Source organism: Chlamydiifrater volucris, from assembly GCF_902806995.1.
Lineage (GTDB): Bacteria > Chlamydiota > Chlamydiia > Chlamydiales > Chlamydiaceae > Chlamydiifrater > Chlamydiifrater volucris.
Window position 1 is genome coordinate 1,173,378 of the sequence record NZ_LR777654.1, and the last position, 23,976, is coordinate 1,197,353.

A 23,976-nucleotide genomic window follows, 5' to 3' on the forward strand; every position below is an offset into this window, starting at 1 on the left:
CCGAAAAATATGGGTTGTTGGGTTTACACAGCGCCTGCTAGCCCTTGACTGATGGCAGCAAAGGCTTTAGTAATGCTGGCGGCTAATTTTGTTGCTTGTTCACTCATTTCGTTTGCATCTCCAGTCTGTTTTGATGCAATCTTGCTAGCTTGTTGCCAAAATTGCGTGAACATCGCGATCATTTCGGATTGAGCGGAGAGTTTTCCTGTTTCTTTTTGAATTTTGGCTAAGTCTTCCTGCATTTTGGAAAGTTCTACGCTGCCCACCCCTTGTATTAAGGAGGGGACTGCAGTAGCGATCCCTACTCCAGCCATGACCCAGTGATTTCCTAATGTATTCATTACTTTGGAGAGATTTGGGTAAGCTTTGGAAATAACGCCTTTACCTTGGCTAAATATTTTTCCAACGTTTTTGGCTAAAGTTTTGGCTCCAGCTTTAATAGCAGCTTTGAGCCCTTGCTGGGCCATAGCTTTGACCCCTTGTTGTACCGCAGTTTTTACTGCTTGTACGACGGCAGTTTTTACTGCCTGCATGACGGCTTGCGTTGCTACTTGTGTTGCTACTGATGTTGCTACGGAAGTTCCTGCAGCGGCTCCGGCTGTAGCTCCAGCGGCTGCAGCTGTTGCTCCAATGGCTCCTGCAGAAGCTAGCAATCCTGCTCCACATGTGAACAAAGCCGAGACTACAGAAATGACAGTAATGGCTATAGTGACGCCCATCATAACTTTGTTCACGGTGTCCATTTTGTTCATTCCGTGCATCTTCTTCTCAATTTCCTGCATTTTTTTGAACTCAGTACGTTCGGAATCTATCTTCACAGCTTGCTTTTCGAGTCCAATTTTGCTCATGGTAGAAGCTAGACTCTGCGTTTCCTGGTAGTTGGAAAGAGCTTCTCTAGTGGTTTCTCCCAAAGCTGTTATGGCCTTCGCTAATGACAAACCGATTTCCATAACATCCTGTCTTGGAGTGATATGGGGTTTGGGTAGCGCGGGAGTATCAACGCCTTTTGAGGCCATTTCCCCAGAGATAGCTTGGTTGACAATCTCCTGGATTTCTTGCAGGTGCATAGCCGAAACTTCTGACATGGACGAGACGGAAGAGGAAGAGAGAGTTTGGCTGGCTTCTCTTATCTGAGATGCACTTGTTGCAGCACCGGTAGCCCCAGCAGATTGTGTGGCATCGATACTCTTAGCAGCTTTGCCAGAGACGGCTTCCGTTGTTTCCGTACTTTCAAATAATTTAGAAGCAGCAGTCTTTACGCCATCATCTTTTTGTTTCCCAGAGATAACAGCGTCGCCTTCCATTTGAGTTTCGTTGCCAGTCCGTGTTTGAGTGACTTGCTTATTCTCCTTTCCATTTTTATCTGCATCAGGTACCCCTTGTGGAGTGGATGCAATAACTTGTTGGATGATGGAGTTGTTATTATCGGCTCCCGATGACGAAGAAAGACTCATAATATTCCCAAAAAATTGTGAGTTGCTTTTTTGTTTACTAAATGCCTTTTTGTAAGGAGCTAGAGAGTTTCTTTATTTCGGACAGGACGTTATTCAATTGCTTAGAAAAGCTTTCACTGGCATCTGTTTGGTCAAATAGATCCTCTGCTAATTCTTCCACAGGGATAGAAGAAAGACTTCTAGTCAGAGTGTTCATTAGTTTGTTCAGTTCTTTTTCAGAATTTTCAAGAGTAATAGATTGGAGAGCTGGTAGCTCGCTGTAAATAGAAGAAACAATAGCTTCTAATTGTTGTGGGTAGTGATCTTGTTTGGTTTTTGTTTTTTTTACACTTTTGGTAGGTCTCTTTGTAGAGACTTTTTTTGACTTGTTGGATTTGCTTTTTCCCATAACGTTGCTTCCTATTTGTGCGGATTAAAAAGTTCTGTTAAGAGGATTTTTTAGATTTTTTGCTCTTAGTAGAATTCCCTTTTGGAGAAGAAGCTTTCGGTTTACCTTTTTTCTCTTCTTTACCAAGCATTTTGCTCAGAGAATCTTTCATAATGTAGCAGCGTTCTTTTAAGATTTTGAACTCTGGCTTGTCTCCGCAGATATCCATGGTTATTTCTAAGAAATTATTAGACTCTTCTGGCATATCGGCTTTCATTAGACTGTCGGCAATGTAGTAAGGTGGGATAGGATTGTCTGGTTGAGAGTCGAAAGCGAGAAAGAATCCGAAGGCAGCCTCGTTATACATTTTCAATTGGTGGTAGCAGGAGCTAAGCCCGAGTGTGTATTTGTAGCAAGCAGGTTTAGAAGCAGTAAGTAGTTGGAATAAACCGACAGCTTCCATGTATTTACCTTGAGAGTAGAAGCTGTAGGCGATAGTGTAAATTTCTTCTAGGAGGAAATCTGATAACCCCAAGATGTCCTGTAGAGTTCGTCCTTCGCCGACCCCTTGTAAAATATTCATTAGGGCTTGCTTGGTTTGTTCTTCCGTGGGCAAGGGTTGATTCTGTTTTAACTCTTCTGCGTTGATTTTTTTTTGTGCAGCAATTTCTGCTAATCGGCTTCGTTGTTTTTTATTAAAAGAAGCAGAAGGTTTATTAGAGGATTTGGAATTTTTAGATGCACGTTCTTTCATGGATTAATTCCTAGAATAAAAAAATTTCTAATTTTCAAAATAATTATAAAACTAATTTTTGAGCTAAAACAATAAGTTATTAAAAATTATTTTTAATAACTCGTAATTCTTTGTTTTAAAGAGAGTTGTTAGTATTTATAAATCTTTACAGGTTTCATTCTTGACAAGCTCTTCAGGTTGCTTTAATGTGCCCGCCTTAATTGATTGGATAGAAAGTTGTACAGCATGAGAGAAATTCGCTTACTGGACCCTATCACTATCAATCGCATTGCCGCAGGGGAGGTTATAGAAAATGCATCCTCTGTAGTTAAGGAGTTGGTAGAGAACTCGTTAGATTCTGGCGCAGACTCTATTGTAGTGGAAACTTTAGCAGGAGGTCAGGGGTCTGTTATTATCCGGGATAATGGGTGCGGCATGACTGAGGAAGAGATTTTACTGGCTCTAGAGCGCCACGCAACTTCTAAGATCTCGGCTTTCGAAGATTTGTATGCCCTCAGTAGCTTAGGTTTTCGCGGAGAGGCTTTACCTTCAATAGCTTCTGTTTCCCGAATGGAGATTCTGTCTTCCATTAACGGGAGAGAAGCCTCCAGGGTTTTTATAGACGGAGGAGACATAGGGGGTACGGAGATGGGGGTGCGCTCTCAGGGGACAACGATTTCTGTCTCCTCCTTGTTTTATAATGTTCCTGCAAGGAAAAAGTTCCAAAAACATCCCAACGCAGACAAAATAAAAATTCGCCGGTTGTTGGAAGGTATGGTTTTATCTTTTGATAATGTCGGTTGGAGCTGGGTAAGCGAAGGTCAGGAGGACTTTAGTGTTCCTAAAAGCATGTCTTTTGAGGAGCGAGTAGCCTTTATTATGGGGGAGGCCTTTTTTGATTCGGCTTTGCGAATACAGTCGAAGGACCCCAGTGGACAGATGGAGGTATATGGTTTCTTGGGATCTTCGGATTGCCATAGGCCGTCTCGGCAAGGGCAGAAAATTTTCTTGAATGGCCGTATAGTAGAGTTGCCATTTGTTGGGTTTCGTGTGGAGGAAGCTTGTGGGACCATCTTCCCCACACGTAGATATCCCGTCTTTGTTTTAAAATTAACATTGCCTCCCGACTGGTGTGATGTCAATGTACATCCACAGAAGGCGGTGGTCAGGATTCGTGAAGAGCAGAAGTTAGGGCCTTTTATTTATTCTGCGATCTCTTCAGCTCTAACGACTTCTGTTGGGAAGAGTATATCCATTTCTCATCCTAATATTGAAAGAGAAGAGTTCCCCTCTATGCATAAGTTTTCAGGACGGCAGAGACCGAACCCAGAGCTGTTTCGGACTCCGTGGAAAGGTGGAGAACAAGTAGGTGTTCTGGACAGCTTTGAGCAAATCAAAAGCTCTTTGCCAAAAAAGAAAATAGAGCATTTTTCGGCGGAAGGAAGGCCTTGTCAGGAGCTGTTAAAGCAGAGTTTTGTCAGGAGCGATATTCAGCAAGAAGCTATTGATTTTGCCTCTAGGGATGTGCGGCCATTAGTTTGGGTTGGAGAATATCTTTTTGCTGAAGATGAGGAGGGGTTGCACATTGTTCATATCCCTTCTGCGAACAAGTTTATTTTATTCTATTCTGTGATGGAGAAAACTACTTCTTCTGTCAATGTACAAAAGTTACTGTGTCCGGTTGTTTTGGAAGTAACTGCTGAAGAAGGGTGTATTTTGGAGGAATATCATACGCTATTTGCTTCTATGGGTTTTGATCTGCGTTCAATAGGGAAAACTTCCTACGCAATAGAGTCAGCGCCTGCATCCATATGTGAGGAAGAGATTTCTTTATGGGTGTTTGCTGCTCTCTCATCTCTTCAGTCAGGGAAAAGGGATATATCAGATTATTTTGTTCAAAAACTTTTGACTAAACCTTTGCCAAAAAAATCTTCCAAAATCTTTCCTGAAGAACGACTAAGATTGTTTTGGTCTTTGGGTAAACCAGAAAAAGGATTTGACGGAACCCTAATCCGTAGATTAGTCTTGGAAGTCGATCTTAGTAAATGGTTTAGAATTTATGGGTAGTAATGTTCGGATCCAGGCTGCAAGGAAACTGTTAGAGCAGCTAGGTGTGGATGCTGTGCTGATTGATAATCAGATAGATTTGGAGTATCTCACTTATGACAGTGTATCTTCAGGGAAACTGCTAATCACTCAAAACTCCGCTACTCTTTATGTGGCTTTGATAGATAAGGATATGTACCCCTCCGTGCCTGGGGTCAGGGTAGAAGTCTGTGCACCCAAGTATATGAGAGTTTTTTCCGAGAAAATTCGAGGTAAATACGCAAGGTTAGGGTTTGACGGAGCGGATACTTCTTATCGGGCTTTTCATGACCTATCTTCTTTAGATTGTGAGTTAGTTCCACTTTCCTTTTTTTCTGAGCAGCTTAGAGCTATCAAGGATGACCAAGAGATTAAGCTTATGAGAGAAGCAGCGTTGTTAGGTTCTCGGGGGTGGGATTATATTTTGTCGCTTTTAGAAGAAGGTGTTTCTGAGAAAGATTTAGCATATGCCTTGCACGTTTTTTGGGTTAAGGAAGGTGCTGAGGGTTTCTCGTTCGACCCAATTATTGCTTTTGGTTCCAATGCCGCTCTTCCTCATGCGAAACCCTCAGAAAGGAGATTACAGAGAGGTGATATCATCATTGCGGACATAGGTGTTAAATGGAAGGGATATTGTTCCGATATGACTCGTACAATAGCTTTTGGAGAACCTTTAGGGGAGCTTTGTGAAGCGTATACTGCTGTAGCAGAAGCTCAGGCTGTTGGAATTGCTGCTTGCAAGGAGGGTGCTCTATGTGGCGATATCCACAATGAGGTAGTTAGCGTTCTCGAAAGTAGAGGGTTAAATGAATTTTTTATTCATGGAACCGGTCACGGGGTGGGAAGGGAAGTTCATGAATATCCTTACCTTTCTATAGCTAACGCCACATCTTTTGTCCCTCTTCAACCCGGGATGATTGTTACAGTTGAGCCTGGGTTGTATTTCCCAGGAAAGGGCGGTATTCGTTTGGAAGATTCAGTGCTTATTACTAAAGAAGGGGCCGTTAGTATAACCGATAGGGCCGTTTCTAAGGAAATTCCTATATTAAATTAATAATTTGGAATTAATTTATTAGGTTTTTTATTTTTTTTGTTTGAAAATTGATATTTAATTCCCCTTAAACTATTCTTTTTCTTCATTTAAAGAGTTCTTTGTGCCCATGTATCGACTTCTTCATGTAAGCTGCGGGACTTTGTTTGTGACAGCGGTTTTTTCATGCGCTGCTATACTTCCTTCTCAAACGAAGATGACAGGGGATGTTTGTGCTCGGCTTCTGAAGAAAGAAGAAACTTCTGCCTGTCTTCCACGCCCTCTCAATGAAGAAGTTGTAAAGCAAGTTTTTTCTGATAAAGGTATTTTATCCTTGCCTGCTCTTGAGGTGGCAGAAAAGTTACCGGACCTCAGGAAAGAAATTGTTTCTATTTCTTACAATGGGCGTCCTGACGCAAAAAACGCCAGATACCAGCTTAAGTTGTCCTCGGGAGAGATGCAAACGGTAGCTGCCGGGGAGAGAATTTTTCTTAAGGCAAAGCGTGAAGGGAGAAATTACTCCTACCATTTTTCTAAAGTTCCTGGAAACTTATGGGTGCAGTGTTCCCCATCTATGCACGGTAATAATGTAGAAGTGCAGGTATTTCTATTCGACAGCGGAGGGCAAAGGGTCTCAACTCCTTTCGAACGAAGCAAATTTTCTGTAGTGGCGTCAGGAGATGTTGCTGGGACATCGTGGGAAATTAATGGAGATCGGGTGGACGCTAGCTTTGGAGTAAAGCAGCAAATGCGAAGGCTTGGGAAAGATTTGTTTCTAATTGTTCATGGAGGAGAGGAATACATAACTTTCGCAGCTAAGGAGCGATTTGATTTTCGATCTTCTCGAGGATGTCGGTATTCCCAGTATTTGTCTCAGGGGGATTGGTTGTTTTGGGATGGGGATCGATGGGTTCCTAGGGGCTTGTTTACTGGGGATTCATCGCAAGCACCTCTTTTGGAGGTTAAGCGATTGGAGGATAAGACCACAGTTTTTGATATCTGGAATGTTAATGGCAATCTCAAACAATCTATTACTTTGATGAAATATCAATCCTCCGTCATGGAGATTTCTGACGCAATAAGGGAGATAGCTTTTGTAGGAATGAAATCATGGTCAAGTGCAGTAGTTGTTTTTCAGGAAGACATGGTGACGCGTACAGTTGTGCGCCCTGATGATTGGTTTATCCGGAAGGAGTCTGGTTGGGAAAAAATTTCCTCTTTGGAAGATGTGGAAGAATACGTTGATGGCCGCTTGGAAGGACCCCTTTTTGTTGTGGAAGGGATTGTTAAGGAAGAAAGAGGGTTTGTACTCAAGGGTCATATTTTTAATTCATATCGGACAATTCTAGAAAATATATCTATACCTTTGAAGGGAGAGCACTTTCCCTCCGAGTCACAAGCAACGGGGACAACTTCACAAGTCAAGGAAAATACTGCCTCCATAGAAAAATCTGGAGAAAATGAGCGATGAGAAAACGAAAAAGTTTATGTTTCGCAATGCTTGTAGCCATGCTCCTTTCTCAAGTAAATTCTTTGCAAGGGCTCACCATTGCGGAAAAGAAAAATTCTTTTCAAGGAAAGGAGGCAGCCTCTTCCGGCAGTGCTGGTAGGAACAGCGTAAATTCATTTAATAAGGAGATCAAAGGACTTAATCAACATTTGAGCTCTTTATATGCTGAAGTTTGGGAGCAGAAAAGTCGCGGAGTTTCAGAAGAATTACTTCTGCATTTTGTTGATGAGATTGCGGAAGTCAAGGAAAAAATACAAGTTCTTCAATCCTTGTGGGTTGAAGAGATGAAAGAAGTAGAAGAAGACGCTGAAGGATATGTTCTTTGGCACCAGCCCGATGCTTCTATTTACAATCTAGTAGCAGATTATGGAGGCGAAGGGAAGATATATCTCATTCCAAAGGAAATTGGTAGTATACGCGTTTCTGCTTTGTCTAGTCTTAGTGTTCCTAAGGAATGTTCGGAAGAGTCGTTAGAGTTGCTTTTAAGCAGGCTAGGGATAGGGGTTAGAGAAGTTTCGCCTTTCATTCGAGAACTATATCGGATGCAAAGTACAGCGCTATCGTCTGTCGCGGGGTTGTTTTTCAACCGTGCGGAATTATCTATTCTTCCCGCTCAAGCATATGTCGGCTTCGCTATTTCTTCTCGTAATCCTGATATAAAAATTGATACAGAGATTCTTAATAAATTTTCAAATCCAGAAACTATTCGTATAGAAGTCATAGGAGGTCAACCTTTCATCTTCGGCACTGTCGGAGAAGTATCTGAGCTTTTAAAGATCTATGATTTCATAGCTTCGGATTGCGTACAACAAGAAGTCAAACTAATTTCTTTGTCCAAGTTAGAAGCGGATGAAATGGTTACCATTTTGAAAGCTGCTTTTAGAGAGGACTTTGCCAAAGACAACAACGAAGGGAGCGCTTCAAAGCTCAGCGTAGTGCCCTTACAGTATAGAGCGAGAACACTTTTTTTAAGTGGAAATTCAGGATTAGTTCATAGGGCTGTTAAACTGATCAAGGAATTGGAGGACGAAGTAGAGAGCCCGTCTGACAAAACAGTGTTTTGGTACAACGTTAAGCATTCTGATCCGGAGGAACTGGCTACGTTACTATCTCGAGTTTACAATGTTTTTAAAGACAAAGAATCCAATATGGTTTTTGCGGGGGATGAAAAGACAGTTTCAGCTTTGCCTGTGGCAAAAGAAATTCGAGTGGATCCTAGGGCGACTCCGTCCAAACCAAAAAGCGCCCGAGATTCAGGGAATTTAGGGAATTTCATCGTAGATGATAAGACGGGGACTTTGATCATGGTTGTGGAGAAGGAGGCTTTACCACAGATCAAGATGCTTCTGAAAAAGTTAGACGTCCCTAAAAAGATGATTCGAATAGAAGTGCTCCTTTTTGAAAGGAAACTATCTCGGCAACATTCATCAGGGTTAAATCTTCTTAGATTGGGAGAAGAATTGGGTAAAAAGAGCTTGTCCACAGGTGTTAATTACGATGCGTCTAAGGGGATTTTAGAATTTTTAATAGGAGGAAAAACTTCTTCTTCTCTTTTGCCCGGATATGATTTGGCTTACCAATTCTTGATGGCCCAGGAGGACGTCAGAATAAATGCAAATCCATCTGTCATTACAATGAACCAAACTCCGGCGACTATAGCTGTTGTTGAAGAAATGTCCATAGCTGTCGCAGCGGATAACAACACTTCTCAGTATAACAGGGCTCAGTATGGAGTGATGATTAAGATTTTACCTACCGTCAATATAGGTGACGTAGAGAACGAAAATGGGAAACATTACATCACCCTGGAAACAGACATAACGTTTGATACTACTGGGAAGAATCACAATGACCGTCCCGACGTTACTCGTCGACACGTTACTAATAGAGTTCGCATTGCAGATGGGGAGACAGTTATCATAGGCGGTCTTCATTGCAAGCATAGTGCTGATTCAAGAGAAGGCATACCGTTTTTGGGGGATATTCCGGGTATAGGTAAATTATTTGGAATGAGTGCGTCGACAGAAAACAACACAGAGATGTTCGTTTTCATCACACCCAAAATTTTAGATGTTGCCTCTGAGGGAGAGGAAAATTTGGCGCAGATCCAACGACTTTCTTGTAGACCAGGAGAAGGTGAGGAATATCGTGTTGCTTTGAGAAGTGCCGAAAAAGTTGCCGAACAGAACGTGAGAAGGAAAATTGAAAAATCCTTAGATGAAGACTCTTTAGACTTGTTTGCTCTGTCAAGTGAGGGGTTGGAGTATGATGGAAAATACTAGAGAAAGTTCTTCTAGCTCTAGAAGAGACGTCAAAGATATCCGAGTTTCTTCTGCTTTGCTAGAGAAAGTTCCTTATCATTTTCTAAAGAAGCATTTTCTGTTGATTTTGGAGGAAAGGGACGCAGAGATTGTTATTGCAACGAGCAATCCAGTAAATTACTTCGTGATAGATCAGCTAAAGCTCTTGGTTGGAAAGTCTATAATAATTCAAGAGTCTTCGGAAGAGTTAGTACTAGAAGGTCTTAGAGAACTATACCGACCTGATGATGAAGGGACCTCGAAATTTCTCTCACAGATGGCCTCAGTGAAGACAGAAAATATAGAGAATATCGAGGATCTTCTAGATAAAAGAGGGGAAGACGTCCCTATTATTAGATTTTTAAATCTAATTTTTAAAGAGGCCATAGAACAGAGAGCTTCAGATATCCACTTTGAGCCCACAGAACAGGGTGTAGTGGTTCGCTACCGGATTGATGGGATGTTATACGAGAGGCATACATCTTCGGCTGAGTTTAAGTCTTCTTTAATTACCCGTATTAAAGTGTTAGCGAAACTTGATATTGCGGAGAGAAGGCTTCCTCAAGACGGAAGGATAAAGCTACATATTGGTGGCAGGGAGGTGGATATGAGAGTGAGTACAGTTCCCGTCATCAATGGAGAGAGGATTGTTCTCAGAATTCTTGATAAACAGAATATAATTTTGGACATCGACGCTTTAGGAATGCCCGCTAACATGGGCGCTGCTTTCAAGGATCTTATTTCTTATCCTGAAGGGATTATCTTGGTAACAGGGCCAACAGGGAGTGGTAAGACAACAACTTTATATAGTGTTTTAAAACATCTTTCTGGTGGTTTTACGAACATTATGACGATAGAAGATCCTCCAGAGTATAAATTGCCCAATATTTCTCAGATAGCGGTCAAACCCAAAATAGGGCTCACGTTTTCTCAGGGACTTCGTCATTTGCTTCGGCAGGATCCTGATGTCTTAATGGTCGGGGAAATTAGGGACGTCGAAACAGCAGAAATAGCCATCCAAGCTGCCTTAACAGGACATTTAGTTGTAAGCACGTTGCACACAAATGATGCTATTTCTGCTATACCCCGTTTAGTGGATATGGGAATAGAACCCTATTTGCTGTCTGCGACGGTGATAGGGGTCGTAGCTCAACGATTGGTAAGGCGAGTCTGCCCTCATTGTAGAGAGCTACAACCGATAAACGAGATAGAAAAATCCTTTTTGTCACAGCAGCTTCCGAAAACTAGGAAAAAATGTTCTCGTCTAGTGCGGGGGAAAGGTTGTGAGCACTGTTTTGGAGCCGGGTATAAGCACCGTCATGGGATTTATGAGTTACTACGCCCAGATGCTATTTTTCGTTCGGAAGTAGCTTCAAGAAGCCCCTACCATGTGTTGAAATCCGCAGCTGAGCAAGGAGGGTTCTGTTCGTTAGTTCATCATGGAGTAGAACTGATTCTCTCTGGAGAGACTACTGTAGATGAAGTGTTAAGAGTCACTAAAAAGTATGATTGAGGGAGACAGAAAAATGCCCCGGTACATGTATACCTTCCTCAACAAAGAAGAAAAAACAAAGAGAGGTTTTATAGAAGCCTCTTCTCTTGAAGAAGCCAAAGAGAATTTGCATCGTCAGGGACTAATGATTCTTGGTGTAAAGGAGAAGCGTGTATGGATAAAGCAATCTCCTAAAGCGCGAGATGTAATAACGTTTTCTCAACAGCTAGCCCTTCTTTTAAAATCCGGTCTTCCTCTTTATGAGAGTTTAATTTCTTTAGAGGATCGTTACCAAGGTCAACCGCTGGGGCGTGTAGTAACAGCATTTGCTCGTAGAATCAGGGAAGGGGCGCCCTTATCCGAAGCTATGGCGGAATTTCCGGATATTTTTGATGAATTTTATAGGGGAAATATTATTGCCGGAGAAGTTTCAGGAGCTTTGGACGAGGTGTTAAGTCGATTAGCAATGGTTTTGGAACGAAGGGCTAAGTTTAAGAGCAGCATAATTTCTGCTTTGGCATATCCCATGACTCTGATTGTTTTTTCCTTTGGAGTGATAATATTTTTTCTCTTGGGGGTTGTTCCTTCTTTGAAAGAAGTTTTAGAAAATGCAGAGAAAAATACGCTGACGCAATGCGTGTTTGGAGTTAGTGATTTTTGTTGTCAGTACAAAACTTTTCTGGGGGGGATCTTTCTTGTTTTAGGATCAGTATTCTTTTTTTTACGAAAACAAATTCCTTTTCTGCGTTACGCAGAGATCCTTGTTATGAAAACAGCCTTTTTGCGAACGTTGTGTGTAAAAAGTCTTTTAGGAGAGTTCTTTATTCTCGTAAGTTCTGTACTGAAGGGAGGAAGTTCGTTGATCAAGGGGTTAGAAATTGGTCAGCAAGCAATAGCTTTCCGTTGTATTCGAGAGGATATAGCGGAGGTTGCGGAGGCGATTGTTTCTGGGGGGACACTGAGTACAGCTCTGCAAACTAAATCATGGGTTCCTAAGCTCGTGATACATATGACAGCTTTGGGAGAAGAAACAGGCGAGTTGCCAGAACTATTGGCTTGCTTGGGAAATATGTACGTTGACGATACTCAAAAGACACTGAATGTGTTGGCAACTTGGTGTCAGCCAGTGATCCTCGTCTGTTTAGGGGGTGTCATTGGAATTATTATGTTAGCAATATTGTTACCGCTTACAAGTAGCGTTAGTATTTAAGGAGAACAACTGTGCACAAACAGAAACGAATTAAGAGAGCAATCACCTTGATAGAAATGATGGTCGTGATTTGCTTGATAGGAATCATTGGTGGAGCTCTCGCTTTCAACATGAAAGGTAGTATTAATAAAGGTAAAGTATTTCAAACTGAGCAGAACTGCGCCAAAGTTTATGACATTCTTATGATGGAATATGCATTAAGTTCTGATACTTTAGAAGATATTGTTCGGAATAAGAAGCGTATAATAGAAGAGTCAGCTTTAGGAAAAGATTCTAGTAAATTATTGACAGATGCTTGGGGGGAAGAGCTAGTTGTTAAAGTTTGCGATGGTGGAGAGGATCTTGAAGTATATTCTAAAAAAGCTAGGGCACTTTCTAAAACCACTCGGTAGAAGTAAGAGCAAGAGTTTTTCTTTAGTAGAAATTTTGGTTGTTATGGGGATTTTGCTCCCCCTAGCTTTTTCTTTTACGCTGCTCAATCCTATGGCGAGGGAACGCAGTGATCAAAAGAAGTTACGTAATGAAGCAGTTAAATTGCAGGAATTTCTTTATACGGTAGAGAGATGCTCCGTGTATCATGGGGTGGATGCTGAAGTGTGGTGCTCCCCAAACGGTAACGGAGGGTACTTATGCAGGATGTATTTGCAGCGCTCTTTGCCGGCTAAAGTATGGGCACTACTTCCTAAGACGTTAGAATTACCTTTTGTCCAAGAGATATCTTTTTCTGGGAATAGACACGCTCATGCTGTGGTGTTTGAATTTGACGGGGTATTGGGATGTCGCCCTTCAGGAACGGTCTTGCTACGCAGTAACAAATGTAGTCAGAAGTTACAACTTTTTAGTGGAGGACGGCATGTATAAAAGGTGTAAGAAAAAAAAACGGAGATCTTTTTTTCTTGCAGAGATAATAGTCTCGTTTTCCTTGTTAGTATGCACAATGATTCCTTGTTTGCGTTTTTACAGGCAGATGGAATGTACTTTAGAAAAAAAATTAATGGAAATGCAGCTTCCTGCATTAGTGGATACAGCATTTTTTCTTGTGCAACAAGATTTGCGGGATCCTCGTGTGTATAATAGTGCTCATGGTTCAGACGTTGTTGATAGAAACTATAATGAAGGAGGACCCTGTATATATAGCTCTTCGGGGAAAAGATATGATGTTGCCTGTCAGTATTCCGCTAGAGTGAAAAAATCGGCAGTCGGCCCTTCCGGGGGAGCAAAATTATTCGTTGTGGATGTTATCTTAGATATCCCTAGTCCTTTTAATGAACGAGTAGAAGCTCAAAGGCTTGTGTGCGTTGTGTATTAGAAGATCAAGAAATATATCGGGGGGTAAGTAATAGTGGTGTTTTTTAGGGAAAAGGTCAAAAGATCCTTTTTGTTAACAGAGGTTGTGGTTTGTCTTTCTCTAATGATAATACTGTTAGGGAGTATTGGTTTTTGGCAGCTGCTGGTTGTCAAGAAGCATGAAAGGCATAAAGAAATTTGTAAAATGTTTGAAGATGAAAGTTTAGCTTATAAACGCTTACGAGCGGTTTTTGGTGCTATTGTTGGAGATCTTTCATTAACCCCCAAAGAAAAAACTATATGTTCTTTCATTTTTGATAGAGGGGTTTATAAAGTTCCCGCTCTCTCAGGCAATGTGTATGGTTCATTAGTATATGATGAGGAAGAGGGTGTGTTGTCTCTTGTAATCCAATCTCAGAATTCTCCAGACCTTGTAGAAGAAAGTTATCTCCTTAGTAATGTGTCTTCCCTTACGTTGGTGCCGATATTCAATTTAAATGATGTTCCTCTTAAAGATGAGCGCTTGGGCATGCCCTCTTTCATAACATTTAACTTATCCCGAAAGGCTACAAAATACACTGCTTCAAGAAATTTTTCTTTTACTGTAGCTTCGGGTAGGTAGATAATATGAATGCATATTTATTAACCTTATTGTGTTTAACATCTTTGATTATTATCACAACTAAAGACGCTGTAATGTCCAGAAATCAAATGGTCTTATTACGATCTTCTGATTATTTAGAAGATGTTCATGCTACGGCGCAGTCTGCCTTGGCAGAAGCAAAATATAGTGACTACAGCAAAACTTTTTCTGGCTCCTCCAAGGGAGGTAAAAATACTAACCCAGAAAGTAAAAAATCTATTAGTGTTGGGAAACGCAGGAATTATTCTCTTCGAGTTCCTTTCACCAGGCCCCCCAATAATTCAAGACTTAATGTCTATGCTTTGTTAGAAGAGCCCCCAGAATGCAGAGAAAGTCACTTATCTTGGTATTCCATCTTTTTGCGCTTTTTGCGTAATGCTTATGTCAATTCTGGGGTATTACCTTCTGGAGAAGACAAGATTTTGGTAGAAACTTTGTTAGAGAAAAAAGAGGAAATTCTACGAAAAGCTGAAGAAGGGGTCCCTGATGTTATTGCTACTTTGGAGTTTGATAATCCAGTGTTACAAAAAAGTTGGTATCAAATTCTTAAGGGGACGGATCAAATTCCCTCTATATTAAATTATATCAATTATTCATCTAAGAAAAGTTCGGCTTACAAGTTGAACTTATTATTTATGGATCCGCTTCTTTTGTCTGCTATAGTAGATAACTCTGAGGCTTTTGATCGTTTGGATGCATTAAGGACGCAAATTTGGCAAACGGTTAAACAACAAGAGATTGCTGTCAAAGAAAGAGGTAGGGAGGCTTTGTTAGAAGGGTTTCGTAATCGAACTGATTTTCGGATAGAGTTGAAGGAAAAAACGGAAGGGCTACTCAGAGACTACTATTTGATCGACTTGCTGGACAAGAAAATATTTGATTACACCTTAGGTTCCCAAGGAGACTTTTTATTTGTTGTAGATTCTGAAACAGGATGGATTACTCGATGTCGTTGTTCTTCAACAAGTAAAAAAAGGTGAGGATTTATACTTTACTTATTAAAAAATTTTGTTACTCTTTGCTAAAAGTATAATATATTATTTGTTTTAATATTTTAGGAGCTTGTATGGCTGATAAAGCTCATAATGCCCCCAATGATTCAGAAAATAGTAGCAAAGAAAAGAAAGGCTTGAAGATAGGACTTTCCAAACGGGATGTATCTTCGCTACAACGTTCTGTTGTTGGACATATTAAAGAAGTTATTGGAGGAGTACTGATCTTTTCTGGAATCGTCTCCGCATTTTTCTCTAGCATAAGCAGTCTTTTGGTTGCCGGTGGATTTATCGTAAGCTTCTACCCTGAATTGCGAAAAATTTTGAATAACTTACCCCAGCTTTATACTGACAATGGTCCTATCAAGAACGTCGTCCTTTGTGGGTTGCTGTTATTTTTCGGCATAAAGATGACGGGGTTTACTATCTCGTTCGTTCTTATTTGTGCTATCATAGCCTTCGTGGCCAAAGATGCTGAAAATGAAGCTGCAGAGCACATCGAAGAAGCCGAGAGTAGTTCTGCTACCGAAGAGAAATCCAAGTCTAGTTCAACAGGAAATAAAAAGTAGATATTCCGTCTTTCTGAAAGGGCATCATTCATTTTCAGGGTGCCCTTTTTACTTTTTCGTTACACTCTCTTTTCGATCTAAAAGATGGTCTTTGCCCCATTTAAAGATATTTTGAGTTTTCTGAATAGAGCTTAGATAGAAGAAATGGGACTACCAAAGATCATAGCTGGAATCTTTTTGAACCATGCCAGAGTAAATAAGTCTATTTGCTTTACAATAAACCACCAAGAAATACAGAGGAACAACATCCCCATAAAAGCTTTAAGCGCAGACAGTAGGTAGATCACTTGAACTTGTGGAGCCATTCGGTTAATAATTCCTAAAAATAAATCTGACATTAACATAGCAAGAGTAGAAGGAGCACTAAGTTGAATGGTCATAATCAAGCATAGCTGGGCCATTTTGATCAAAGTTACCCAAAGAGGAGAATCTGGCATGAGAATATCTTTGGGTAGAAATTGTTCCAGGGGTAACACTTGCAGGGAATGTAATAACAAATCTATCACTATACGATAACCACCTACTAACCAAAATGTAATAGTTACTATGTAATGATATAGGATCCCTTGTGGAGAAGTCTGTTCTATGGATATTAAGGAGGTAGCGCCTTCCAGTCCTTGAATACCCTGTTGGTTAGAGACGAAGGAACCAGCAGATTGAGCGGCATAAAAGGGGAAAGATAAAACCAAGGCCATTACGCTACCTAGGAATACTTCTTTAACTAGTAGCACATAGAAGATGGAGTTTTCAAAAAGATCTACGCGACCTGTTTCAGCCAATAATTTGGGAAAAAGTAGTGCCAGCCAAGATATGGCGATACCTATTTTTATCGGGGAAGGGAATAGCTTCCCTCCCAAAAAAGGGACGATACCGAAAATTGGTAACAATCTAGCCAGTAGAAGAAGAAAAACACACCACACATGCTGAGCTGGGAACTGAAAAATGTAATCCAGGTATTCAGATTTCAGAGCTAAAGCAAGGTCCGGCAGAGTCATGCTCATAGCAGCTTCTCTTTACTTCCATTTATAGAAATTCTGGAAGATCTGAAAGGCAAATCGGTAGATAACGGTTCCTAACCATCCGCCAGAGACCATAAGTGTGCCGAAGATAACTACGAGCTTAATTGCAAAAGCAAAAGTCTGCTCCTGAATTTGCGTGGCAGCTTGAAAGATAGCCACCATAATCCCAACTATAGAAGCCAAGATAATTGGAGGAGCTGAGACGATTAAGATGAGTAGCAATGCTTGATATGAGTACTCAAACAAAACAGCTTTAAAACTTGTCGCTAGGAGCATGACAAAACCTTTATTTAAAACTAATCATGAGTCCCTGTAGTAACAAGGTCCACCCATCTACCATTACAATTAGCAATAGTTTTAATGGTAAGGATATTGATAGAGGAGAAAGCATCATCATTTGCATAGCCACTAAAACGTTTGCCGTTACCAAATCTATGACAAAGAAAGGTAAATAAATTAATACACCAATTTCGAACGCATTACGAATTTGTCCCATAATAAAGGCTGGGATGACAATGACAAAATCGTGCATGGAAAGTTTGGAACGTATCTCTTCAGGAAAAGTTTTTTGTGAAATTTTATAAAAACTTTGAATTTGTGTTTTGGGCGTATTACGTACCAGGAAGGAACGTAATGGTTCTTTAGATTTATTAAGAACTACAAAGACTGTTTCCGCTCCTTCAGCAGTGAAAAGGTTTCTAGATATGCTCTGTGAGTCTATTTCCTTTCGAGCGCTCTCATACATAGCCACTCCCGTGGGAAACATGACATATATGGAAAGAATGAGCGCTATCCCGTTCAATACCTGACTTGGAGGAGTCTGTTGAACTCCAAGTGCATTTCGCAGCAATACCAACGTGATGATAATTTTAAGGTAAGAAGTCAGCAACATCACCAGGAAAGGAGACAAAGCTAAGAATACCAGGATGACAGCCTGAGTGGTTAGATCGGGATAGGTATCGGAAAAACTTCCTTCTGAAAGACCTTCTCGGGGCAGAACATCTTGCGCAACGACTTGTTGCCTAAATGCTGGACAGGGTTGAATTTTTTTCTCTTCCACAGGAGCAGGAGGGATGGGCGGAGGCGTGAGCTTACACGAATAATTTTCCGAACAGGACCTGGAACAAGACCTCGATTCAGCCTTTGCAACAGAGGGCAATCCAAGGATCAGAACAGTAAGAAGAAGACGGAAAAATTTCTGCATGTAATTTTCTACTCACCAGGTTCTTTATTTTCAGTACTTTCTTTTGGAGGAGTATGATTTGTCGATGAAGGATTTCCTTGTTTTTCAACAGAAGACTCTGGATTAGAGGGAAAATCCTTTTGTTTTAGGATCTTGTTGAATGCATTCTCCAATGCCTGGAGCTGTACATCGAGACTGGCGTTGATGATACCTGATTCAGTTTCTATAAGGCAACCCCCAGGTTCTACATCTGGCTTAGGAGAGATAATAAAAACCTCTGCGTACTCTATAATCTTTTTTAGTTCTGCGCGTTGTTTTTCTATAGCTTCTAAATCACTCGGATTTACAAAAATAACTACGCGGTTATTTTGAGATAACTCCTTAATAGCTCCGGAGATGATAGAAACAACAGTTTCTTTATTAGTTTCTAGTTCCTTGCCTATAATCTTCTTCACACTAGCGATAGCTAGAGGAACTAAAGATGCTTTAATGCTTTCTTTAAAGGATTTGATGCTAGCGTCAAGCTCAGCTAGCTTAGTTGTCCACTCCTGCAGTCCTGATTTGAAGCCTGCATTTTTAGAAGCTTCTTTCAAAGCAAAAGCTTCTTGTTCTGCATGCAGCCTGTACTCCTCAATGTCACTCTTGGCTGTCTTAAGCATTTCTTGGGCGTCTAAAACAGTCGAAAAAGCTTCTGGAGCCAGAACTTTGCTATTGGGAGAAATAACGTCTTTTTTGAAAATTAGACTGAAAAATTTCATTGTGCCAGCACCTTCATGCATTGCGAAATACGGTCTCGGAAATATTCTGAATGAGGCTCTTTCATAGCTTTCTTTAAAGCTGATTCCAAAATAAAAGCTCTTCCAATATCTAACCTTCTTAAAAGATGCCATAAGAAAGAGGCATCCTCTTTAACTAAAGCTAGAGCTAAAATCTCCAACCCTTCTCTGTGAATGAATTTACGAAAAGTATCCTTAGCTCCATTCCATGAATGAATAAACAACTCGCGAGATAAATATTTGAGAGGATTAGCCCGACAATAAGATAGGAAATGCTTTTCTGTATCGGAAAGAGAATCTTGAATTTTCTTGATGATAACTTTGTCAACAATGTTCTTCATCTCTTTAACTATTGAGAATAACCCTAAACAGTCAATAAAAGTCATTTTGTTCTCCATCGAGTAATAAAGGAGATTATTGAAGGGAGACACGGGGAGAAAAATTTCCTCTGTTACTCCTGGAGGACGAATCTTTTTGCTTAACATATCTAGAATATAGAAGGCTCCAAAATCAGAGCAACGAGTAACTTTGGGAAGTTGAGTTGATAAATAAGGGTGGATCTTTTGCGTTATTTGATCTGGGAGAAGAAGCAAAAACTCTGCCTGCATGAAGGAAGGAAAATCTTTCATAGCCATTACAATCCATGATGGATGTATAGCTGCTAACCAACGAAGGTTAAACGATAGCGAAGTTAGAGGAATATCCTGCGGATGGACACCTTTGACTAGCAACTTCTCTGGGAGAAATTGTTCTAGATGATCCGCCTTTGAGTATTTCATCAAAATGTCTAACGTGCCAAAGGTGTTTGCAGTCACTAAGCATCCTCATTATTATCGTTAGAAGGTTCTGTAGGAGCTTCTTCTTTACTTGACTCTCCTCCTGTTTCCTCAGCAGATTTTTCTTCGCCAGCAGCTGTGGTTGCACTTTCTCCTTCAGAAGCTGAAGTTGGAGCCTCAGTAGGTTTTTCTATTGCAGCTTCCTTGGGTTTTACATAGGGGGAAGGATCTAACAGAGATTTAGCTCCTCCGAGAGCTCCGATAACGGCATGAGTTTTCCAAATAAGCCACATGAAACAACATGAAATCAGGAATAAAACGAGGATCATGCAATAGAAGATGACTCGAAATTTAACTAACGAAGACTTAGCTAAAATGATTCCCCAAACGGAGACGTAATCAATTTCGTCCGTTAATCCCCAAGGTCCATTGATACTAATTTCGCTGTAAGAAGCTCGGTCTCCAATAACAGAGACATTCTCTGGCGTTAACCCTGGGACAGCACTGGCCACTAAACGTTTAATCTTAGAAACAACTATACTGTTTGGGTTGTCTAAAACCCCGCGATGCTTGATATATACGGAAGCTGTCAGTGGCAGCTCGTCTTCCGCATCGGTGGAAAATGATATTTGGACACTAGCATCAATAATACCATCCATTTTTCGGATAGTGGTGGCCATTTGCTCAGAAAGACCTTCTTGGTAGCGGATCTTCTCTTGCAACTCCGAAGGAACCAAGCCCTGTTTGGCAAACAAATCTAAAAGACTGGTACCTTTTAACCGAGGTAGACCAGCTTGGTTCAAGATAGATAATGCTTCTGTGATTTGGGAGGCTGGCACAGAAATGTCCCAAAGTTGTTCTGCAGATCCTCCACCAGAACTTCCAGCTGCCTTAGGCTGCTTTTGAGCAGCGATCCCTTTACTGACTAACAAGACGACAATTTCGTTAGCTTCTCTTCCTGGTAAATTATGAGCAATGAAGGAACGACTATCGCATCCTGTCATTGTCCCTAGTAAAACAAACAATGAAAAAAAAGAAATAAAACGACGAAACATAATTGGTACACCTTTTCACTCACCATAGCAAAAGGTGAGATTAGTGCCAATCGCGAACATATACTGATTCGTAAAACGATTATTAAGAGTGGGTTCAATTGTTGTTGCGAATTGATTTGGGGGGGAGAAAAGAAAATTACGAAAGCATTCGTAGGATCTCCTCTTTCAAAAATGGAGGTATTTTTCGGGGTAGTTTTTCTTTCAGTTGTTCGGCGAATAAAGGGTCTTTTCTTTGTAGAGAAACATTTGCTAAATGGAAAATAGCATGGGGAAAGAAAGTCAACTCAGGGCGGAAAATTTGTTGTTTAGCAAATTCTATAACTTCCTCGTCATCAAAGAAGGCCAGACAAAAGCTAGCTGTTTCGTGGTCTTTAGTTACTGGGGAAGAAGCAATAAGTGCAAACAAGAAATCCTTGGAAGGGGCTCCTATTTTAGCAAGGGCAGAAGCAACTTCATCGTCGTACCCCGACGTTTGCGGGCTTCCTATCATTTCGAAAAGAGGACGTATAGCTAAAGGGCTTCGTATGTGGCCTAGGCATTCTATTAGTCGAAGAGGGGCAAGGCTAAATCCTGGCGACAAGGGATGAAACAAATCGAAAGTATTCAACAGGTTTATAATTTCAGGGACTATGGCCTCGCCTTCCTCTATGACGGCATCTCTGTCAAACGAAGATGTAGTGAAGGGGGCTGTCAGAACCAGAGTAGCAATTTTCCCTTTTTGTGAATCTGGATCACAATCTTCCAGAAATTCATAGGCGGCTTTAGCTTTCTGTATTTCTTCCATATCCTTCTCGGATAGCAACACTTCTACAAGGTTCACTTCATTAGAAGCTTCTATATTTGCTAGGTATTCAATATCTTTGACCGAAATATCTGGATCTGTTCCTAAGAAATCTTCATCTTCATAGCAAGCTTTCATATCATCGAAACTTCCTGAAAAGTGAACTTCTCTCAGAAGAACAATTTTTTTGAATTGTTCATCTGTTACGTCAAAACCTGATTCGTAGTAAAAAGAGTCTTTCATAAAAAGAGATTTATTTATTTATTCAAAAGATCAAACACCGCGTCAGCGTTATAACTGGAGCGAACGAAAGGCCCTGCATACACGAAAAGTCCCAAACTTTCTCCATAAGAGCGGTAATAATCATAAGTCTCAGGAGTAACATATTCTTTAACAGGGATCTTCAATCTATTAGGTTGCAGATACTGCCCAATGGTAACAATTTTTACTCCAACTTCAGCAAGATGTCTTAATGTTTGACGAACTTCAGGTTCCGTTTCCCCCAGGCCTACCATGATACCAGATTTGATCCATAATGAGGAGTCAAACTTGGCTGCAACTTCCAGCATTTTGAGAGAACGTCCATAGGTAGCTTTATGACGAACCAATGGGGATAAACGCTCTACAGTTTCTACATTATGATTGAAGATATCTAGTTCGGTTTTGAGAAGATGGTGAAGGGCAGGGACGCTACCTTGGAAATCAGAAGAAAGAACTTCTATAGAAACTTGAGGTGAATCCTGTCGCACGGTTTCTACAATCTTGGCAAGCATGGATGCTCCGCCATCTTCTAGATCATCGCGAGAAACCATTGTTATGACAACATGACGTAAGTTCAATTCTTTGACAGAGTTAGATATTTTTTTAGGTTCTTCAAGATCTAAGGGAGGTGGCGTGGTTGAATAATCTATGTTGCAAAATCCACATTTCCTCGTGCAAACGCTTCCTAAAGCTAGATAAGTTGCGGTCTTCCTTGACCAACAAGAGGTTCGGTTGGGACAGAGAGCCTCTTCACAAACAGTGGCAAGACCCTTTTTGTTGATAGAACCTTGAGTTTTTTGAAACACAGTATTCAGGGGCAAAGGTTTCCTCAGCCATGCAGGGAATCTTTCTGCCGGGCGGACTCTCTTTTTTTTAGAAATAGAGGGTTTGTCTGGCTTGCAGGGAATGTCTCGGGGGGAGGTGCCCATAGAATACTCGTTTACTTAGGTGGCATATGCAAAGGGTCACCATCTGCTAGAAGAGCCGCTTCCATCCAAATTTCAGACAAAGTAGGGTGAGCATGGACAGTTTCATAAATACATGACAATGTCAGCTCATTGCGGATGGCCAAAGCCATCTCTCCTATGAGGGAAGAGGCATGAGGGCCCACAATGTAAGCCCCTAACACCTGACCAGTTTCGGTATCGCTAACGATGGAAGCGAACCCGTCGGCATCTATCATGGCAACAGCTTTACCTATAGCTCGGAAAGGAAAAGTAGTTAATTTTGCAGAAAACCCCTGACTTTGAGCTTGTTCTAAAGATAAACCGACCGAAGCAACTTCAGGAGAGGTGAATATGACAGAAGGAATAGCAGAGTAATCCATAATGGTATTCTTTCCTGCAGCATTTTCTGCAGCAATAATGCCTTGATGAGAAGCTACGTGAGCCAGCATCCATTTCGCCGTAATATCTCCAATAGCAAAGATATTGGGAACATTAGTGCGCATGTGTGCATCCGTCGGAATGACCCCTTTTTCGCAAATGACGCCAGCCTTGTCCAAATCTAAATTTTGTGTGTTTAACAGCCGCCCTATGGAAACCAATGCTAGGGAGTGTTCCAAGGAAGAGCCATCACTCAATGTCACCTTCACTGAGCTGGGGGTTTCTTCTAAATTGGAAACAGAAGCGGAGGTTATAACTTGGATGCCCTTCTTCACAAAAACATCTGTTATAAATTTCGAAATTTCTTTGTTATCAATAGCTAAAATTCTGTCAGCAGCTTCAACAATAGTGACTTTCGTTCCCAGAGTGTTGAACAATGAAGCAAACTCACACCCTATAACCCCGCCCCCTACAATCAGTAGACTTTCAGGAATTTCTTGCAGTTCCAGAATGTCTGTGGATGAACAGATGCGTTTACCAAAAGGAACCCCAGGGAATGGGCGGGGCTCCGAACCTGTGGCTAAAATGATGCTTCGCGTTTTTAGAACAACATTTTCTTCGCCCAAAACCTTGACTTCTGTTGAGGATAAAAGTTTCCCTTTGCCTCGGAAAGAGGATATCTTATTGCTCTTAATCAATCCCTCCAAACCAGTACGAATACCTGAGACAACAGCATTTTTTCTCTGCATCATGGAAGGAAAATCCACGGAAAAATCCGAAACTTTGATCCCAAAACTACTTGCATTCTTAATAGCATTAAGGACAGAAGCTCCAGCTAACAGAGCTTTCGAGGGGATGCATCCCCTATTTAGGCAAGTGCCTCCGGCCAGATCATATTCGACCAGCGCCGTCTTTAATCCAGATCGAGAAGCCTTAATAGCTGCAACATAACCTCCAGGTCCACCTCCGATTACTACGCAGTCAAAATTTTGGGTTGTCATCTTCTTATCCACTCTGTTTAAGCTAGGAAAAATGTCTCTGTCATGCAGCCGTTTCGCCAAGAAGAGAAAAAGGGACAGGCACTTGGGAAACTAAGTTTATATTAAAGCGATTTATTAATTTTCAGCA

General features: G+C 41.0%; 23 protein-coding genes and 1 pseudogene. 12 read left to right on the top strand and 12 right to left on the bottom strand.

The window, feature by feature from the left end; all coding sequences use genetic code 11:
- Positions 1–23: 23 nt before the first annotated feature.
- From KJA62_RS05025 to KJA62_RS05035, 3 genes are read right to left on the bottom strand one after another with little or no spacing between them, the layout of a single operon-like run.
- Complete coding sequence (locus tag KJA62_RS05025) at positions 24–1,454, bottom strand: secretion system protein (RefSeq protein ID WP_213318898.1); 1,431 nt, start codon at positions 1,452–1,454, stop codon at positions 24–26.
- Positions 1,455–1,491: 37 nt separating this feature from the next.
- A complete protein-coding gene (locus tag KJA62_RS05030; RefSeq protein ID WP_213318899.1) occupies positions 1,492–1,842 on the bottom strand; it encodes a hypothetical protein in 351 nt (116 codons plus the stop codon).
- Positions 1,843–1,879: 37 nt separating this feature from the next.
- Entirely contained in the window at positions 1,880–2,575 is a 696-nt protein-coding gene (locus KJA62_RS05035) for a SycD/LcrH family type III secretion system chaperone (RefSeq protein ID WP_213318900.1), read from the bottom strand.
- A gap of 225 nt (positions 2,576–2,800) precedes the next feature.
- Here KJA62_RS05035 and mutL point away from each other — a divergent pair.
- The 12 genes and pseudogenes from mutL to KJA62_RS05095 all read left to right on the top strand — a co-directional run.
- Positions 2,801–4,423 (top strand): annotated as a pseudogene (gene mutL / locus KJA62_RS05040) (DNA mismatch repair endonuclease MutL); the annotation flags it as partial.
- A gap of 190 nt (positions 4,424–4,613) precedes the next feature.
- The gene (locus tag KJA62_RS05045) at positions 4,614–5,693 is read left to right on the top strand and encodes a M24 family metallopeptidase (protein ID WP_213318902.1); all 1,080 of its coding nucleotides are present in this window, start codon (positions 4,614–4,616) and stop codon (positions 5,691–5,693) included.
- A 100-nt stretch (positions 5,694–5,793) separates the two neighbouring features.
- Positions 5,794–7,140 carry a hypothetical protein gene (locus KJA62_RS05050; protein ID WP_213318903.1) on the top strand — a complete coding sequence of 449 codons (1,347 nt, stop codon included), beginning with the start codon at positions 5,794–5,796 and terminating at the stop codon, positions 7,138–7,140.
- The gene (locus tag KJA62_RS05055; RefSeq protein ID WP_213318904.1) at positions 7,137–9,461 is read left to right on the top strand and encodes a secretin N-terminal domain-containing protein; all 2,325 of its coding nucleotides are present in this window, start codon (positions 7,137–7,139) and stop codon (positions 9,459–9,461) included. Before KJA62_RS05050 ends, KJA62_RS05055 begins: the two co-directional genes overlap by 4 nt.
- On the top strand, positions 9,445–10,992 hold the full coding sequence (locus KJA62_RS05060) for a GspE/PulE family protein (protein ID WP_246481904.1): 1,548 nt from the start codon (positions 9,445–9,447) through the stop codon (positions 10,990–10,992). The genes KJA62_RS05055 and KJA62_RS05060 overlap by 17 nt, the downstream gene beginning before the upstream one ends.
- A gap of 13 nt (positions 10,993–11,005) precedes the next feature.
- A complete protein-coding gene (locus tag KJA62_RS05065) occupies positions 11,006–12,181 on the top strand; it encodes a type II secretion system F family protein (protein ID WP_213318905.1) in 1,176 nt (391 codons plus the stop codon).
- An 11-nt stretch (positions 12,182–12,192) separates the two neighbouring features.
- Complete coding sequence (locus KJA62_RS05070) at positions 12,193–12,573, top strand: type II secretion system protein (RefSeq protein ID WP_213318906.1); 381 nt, start codon at positions 12,193–12,195, stop codon at positions 12,571–12,573.
- Between the two features lie 43 nt (positions 12,574–12,616).
- Positions 12,617–13,042, top strand: coding sequence for a hypothetical protein (locus tag KJA62_RS05075; RefSeq protein WP_213318907.1), 426 nt, complete (start codon positions 12,617–12,619; stop codon positions 13,040–13,042).
- On the top strand, positions 13,035–13,490 hold the full coding sequence (locus KJA62_RS05080; protein ID WP_213318908.1) for a hypothetical protein: 456 nt from the start codon (positions 13,035–13,037) through the stop codon (positions 13,488–13,490). Before KJA62_RS05075 ends, KJA62_RS05080 begins: the two co-directional genes overlap by 8 nt.
- A gap of 36 nt (positions 13,491–13,526) precedes the next feature.
- Complete coding sequence (locus KJA62_RS05085) at positions 13,527–14,090, top strand: DUF1494 domain-containing protein (protein WP_281412406.1); 564 nt, start codon at positions 13,527–13,529, stop codon at positions 14,088–14,090.
- 5 nt (positions 14,091–14,095) lie between these two features.
- Positions 14,096–15,091, top strand: a complete 996-nt coding sequence (locus tag KJA62_RS05090) for a hypothetical protein (RefSeq protein WP_213318910.1) — start codon at positions 14,096–14,098, stop codon at positions 15,089–15,091.
- 86 nt (positions 15,092–15,177) lie between these two features.
- Positions 15,178–15,672, top strand: coding sequence for a hypothetical protein (locus KJA62_RS05095; RefSeq protein WP_213318911.1), 495 nt, complete (start codon positions 15,178–15,180; stop codon positions 15,670–15,672).
- A 131-nt stretch (positions 15,673–15,803) separates the two neighbouring features.
- On the opposite strand, the gene KJA62_RS05100 is transcribed toward KJA62_RS05095, so the two are convergent.
- From KJA62_RS05100 to lpdA, 9 genes are all read right to left on the bottom strand, one after another.
- Positions 15,804–16,673, bottom strand: a complete 870-nt coding sequence (locus KJA62_RS05100) for an EscT/YscT/HrcT family type III secretion system export apparatus protein (RefSeq protein ID WP_213318912.1) — start codon at positions 16,671–16,673, stop codon at positions 15,804–15,806.
- A 12-nt stretch (positions 16,674–16,685) separates the two neighbouring features.
- The gene (gene sctS / locus KJA62_RS05105; protein ID WP_213318913.1) at positions 16,686–16,967 is read right to left on the bottom strand and encodes a type III secretion system export apparatus subunit SctS; all 282 of its coding nucleotides are present in this window, start codon (positions 16,965–16,967) and stop codon (positions 16,686–16,688) included.
- A gap of 10 nt (positions 16,968–16,977) precedes the next feature.
- Entirely contained in the window at positions 16,978–17,895 is a 918-nt protein-coding gene (sctR, locus tag KJA62_RS05110; RefSeq protein ID WP_213318914.1) for a type III secretion system export apparatus subunit SctR, read from the bottom strand.
- Between the two features lie 8 nt (positions 17,896–17,903).
- Positions 17,904–18,632, bottom strand: a complete 729-nt coding sequence (locus tag KJA62_RS05115; protein ID WP_213318915.1) for an HrpE/YscL family type III secretion apparatus protein — start codon at positions 18,630–18,632, stop codon at positions 17,904–17,906.
- Positions 18,629–19,465, bottom strand: a complete 837-nt coding sequence (locus KJA62_RS05120) for a hypothetical protein (protein ID WP_213318916.1) — start codon at positions 19,463–19,465, stop codon at positions 18,629–18,631. Before KJA62_RS05120 ends, KJA62_RS05115 begins: the two co-directional genes overlap by 4 nt.
- Positions 19,465–20,481: a type III secretion system inner membrane ring lipoprotein SctJ gene (gene sctJ, locus KJA62_RS05125; RefSeq protein ID WP_213318917.1), complete on the bottom strand. Its 1,017-nt coding sequence runs from the start codon at positions 20,479–20,481 to the stop codon at positions 19,465–19,467. Before sctJ ends, KJA62_RS05120 begins: the two co-directional genes overlap by 1 nt.
- A gap of 136 nt (positions 20,482–20,617) precedes the next feature.
- Positions 20,618–21,505 carry a hypothetical protein gene (locus KJA62_RS05130; protein ID WP_213318918.1) on the bottom strand — a complete coding sequence of 296 codons (888 nt, stop codon included), beginning with the start codon at positions 21,503–21,505 and terminating at the stop codon, positions 20,618–20,620.
- A 14-nt stretch (positions 21,506–21,519) separates the two neighbouring features.
- Positions 21,520–22,452: a lipoyl synthase gene (lipA, locus tag KJA62_RS05135; RefSeq protein WP_213318919.1), complete on the bottom strand. Its 933-nt coding sequence runs from the start codon at positions 22,450–22,452 to the stop codon at positions 21,520–21,522.
- An 11-nt stretch (positions 22,453–22,463) separates the two neighbouring features.
- Complete coding sequence (lpdA, locus tag KJA62_RS05140; RefSeq protein WP_213318920.1) at positions 22,464–23,849, bottom strand: dihydrolipoyl dehydrogenase; 1,386 nt, start codon at positions 23,847–23,849, stop codon at positions 22,464–22,466.
- Between the last annotated feature and the right edge of the window lie 127 nt (positions 23,850–23,976).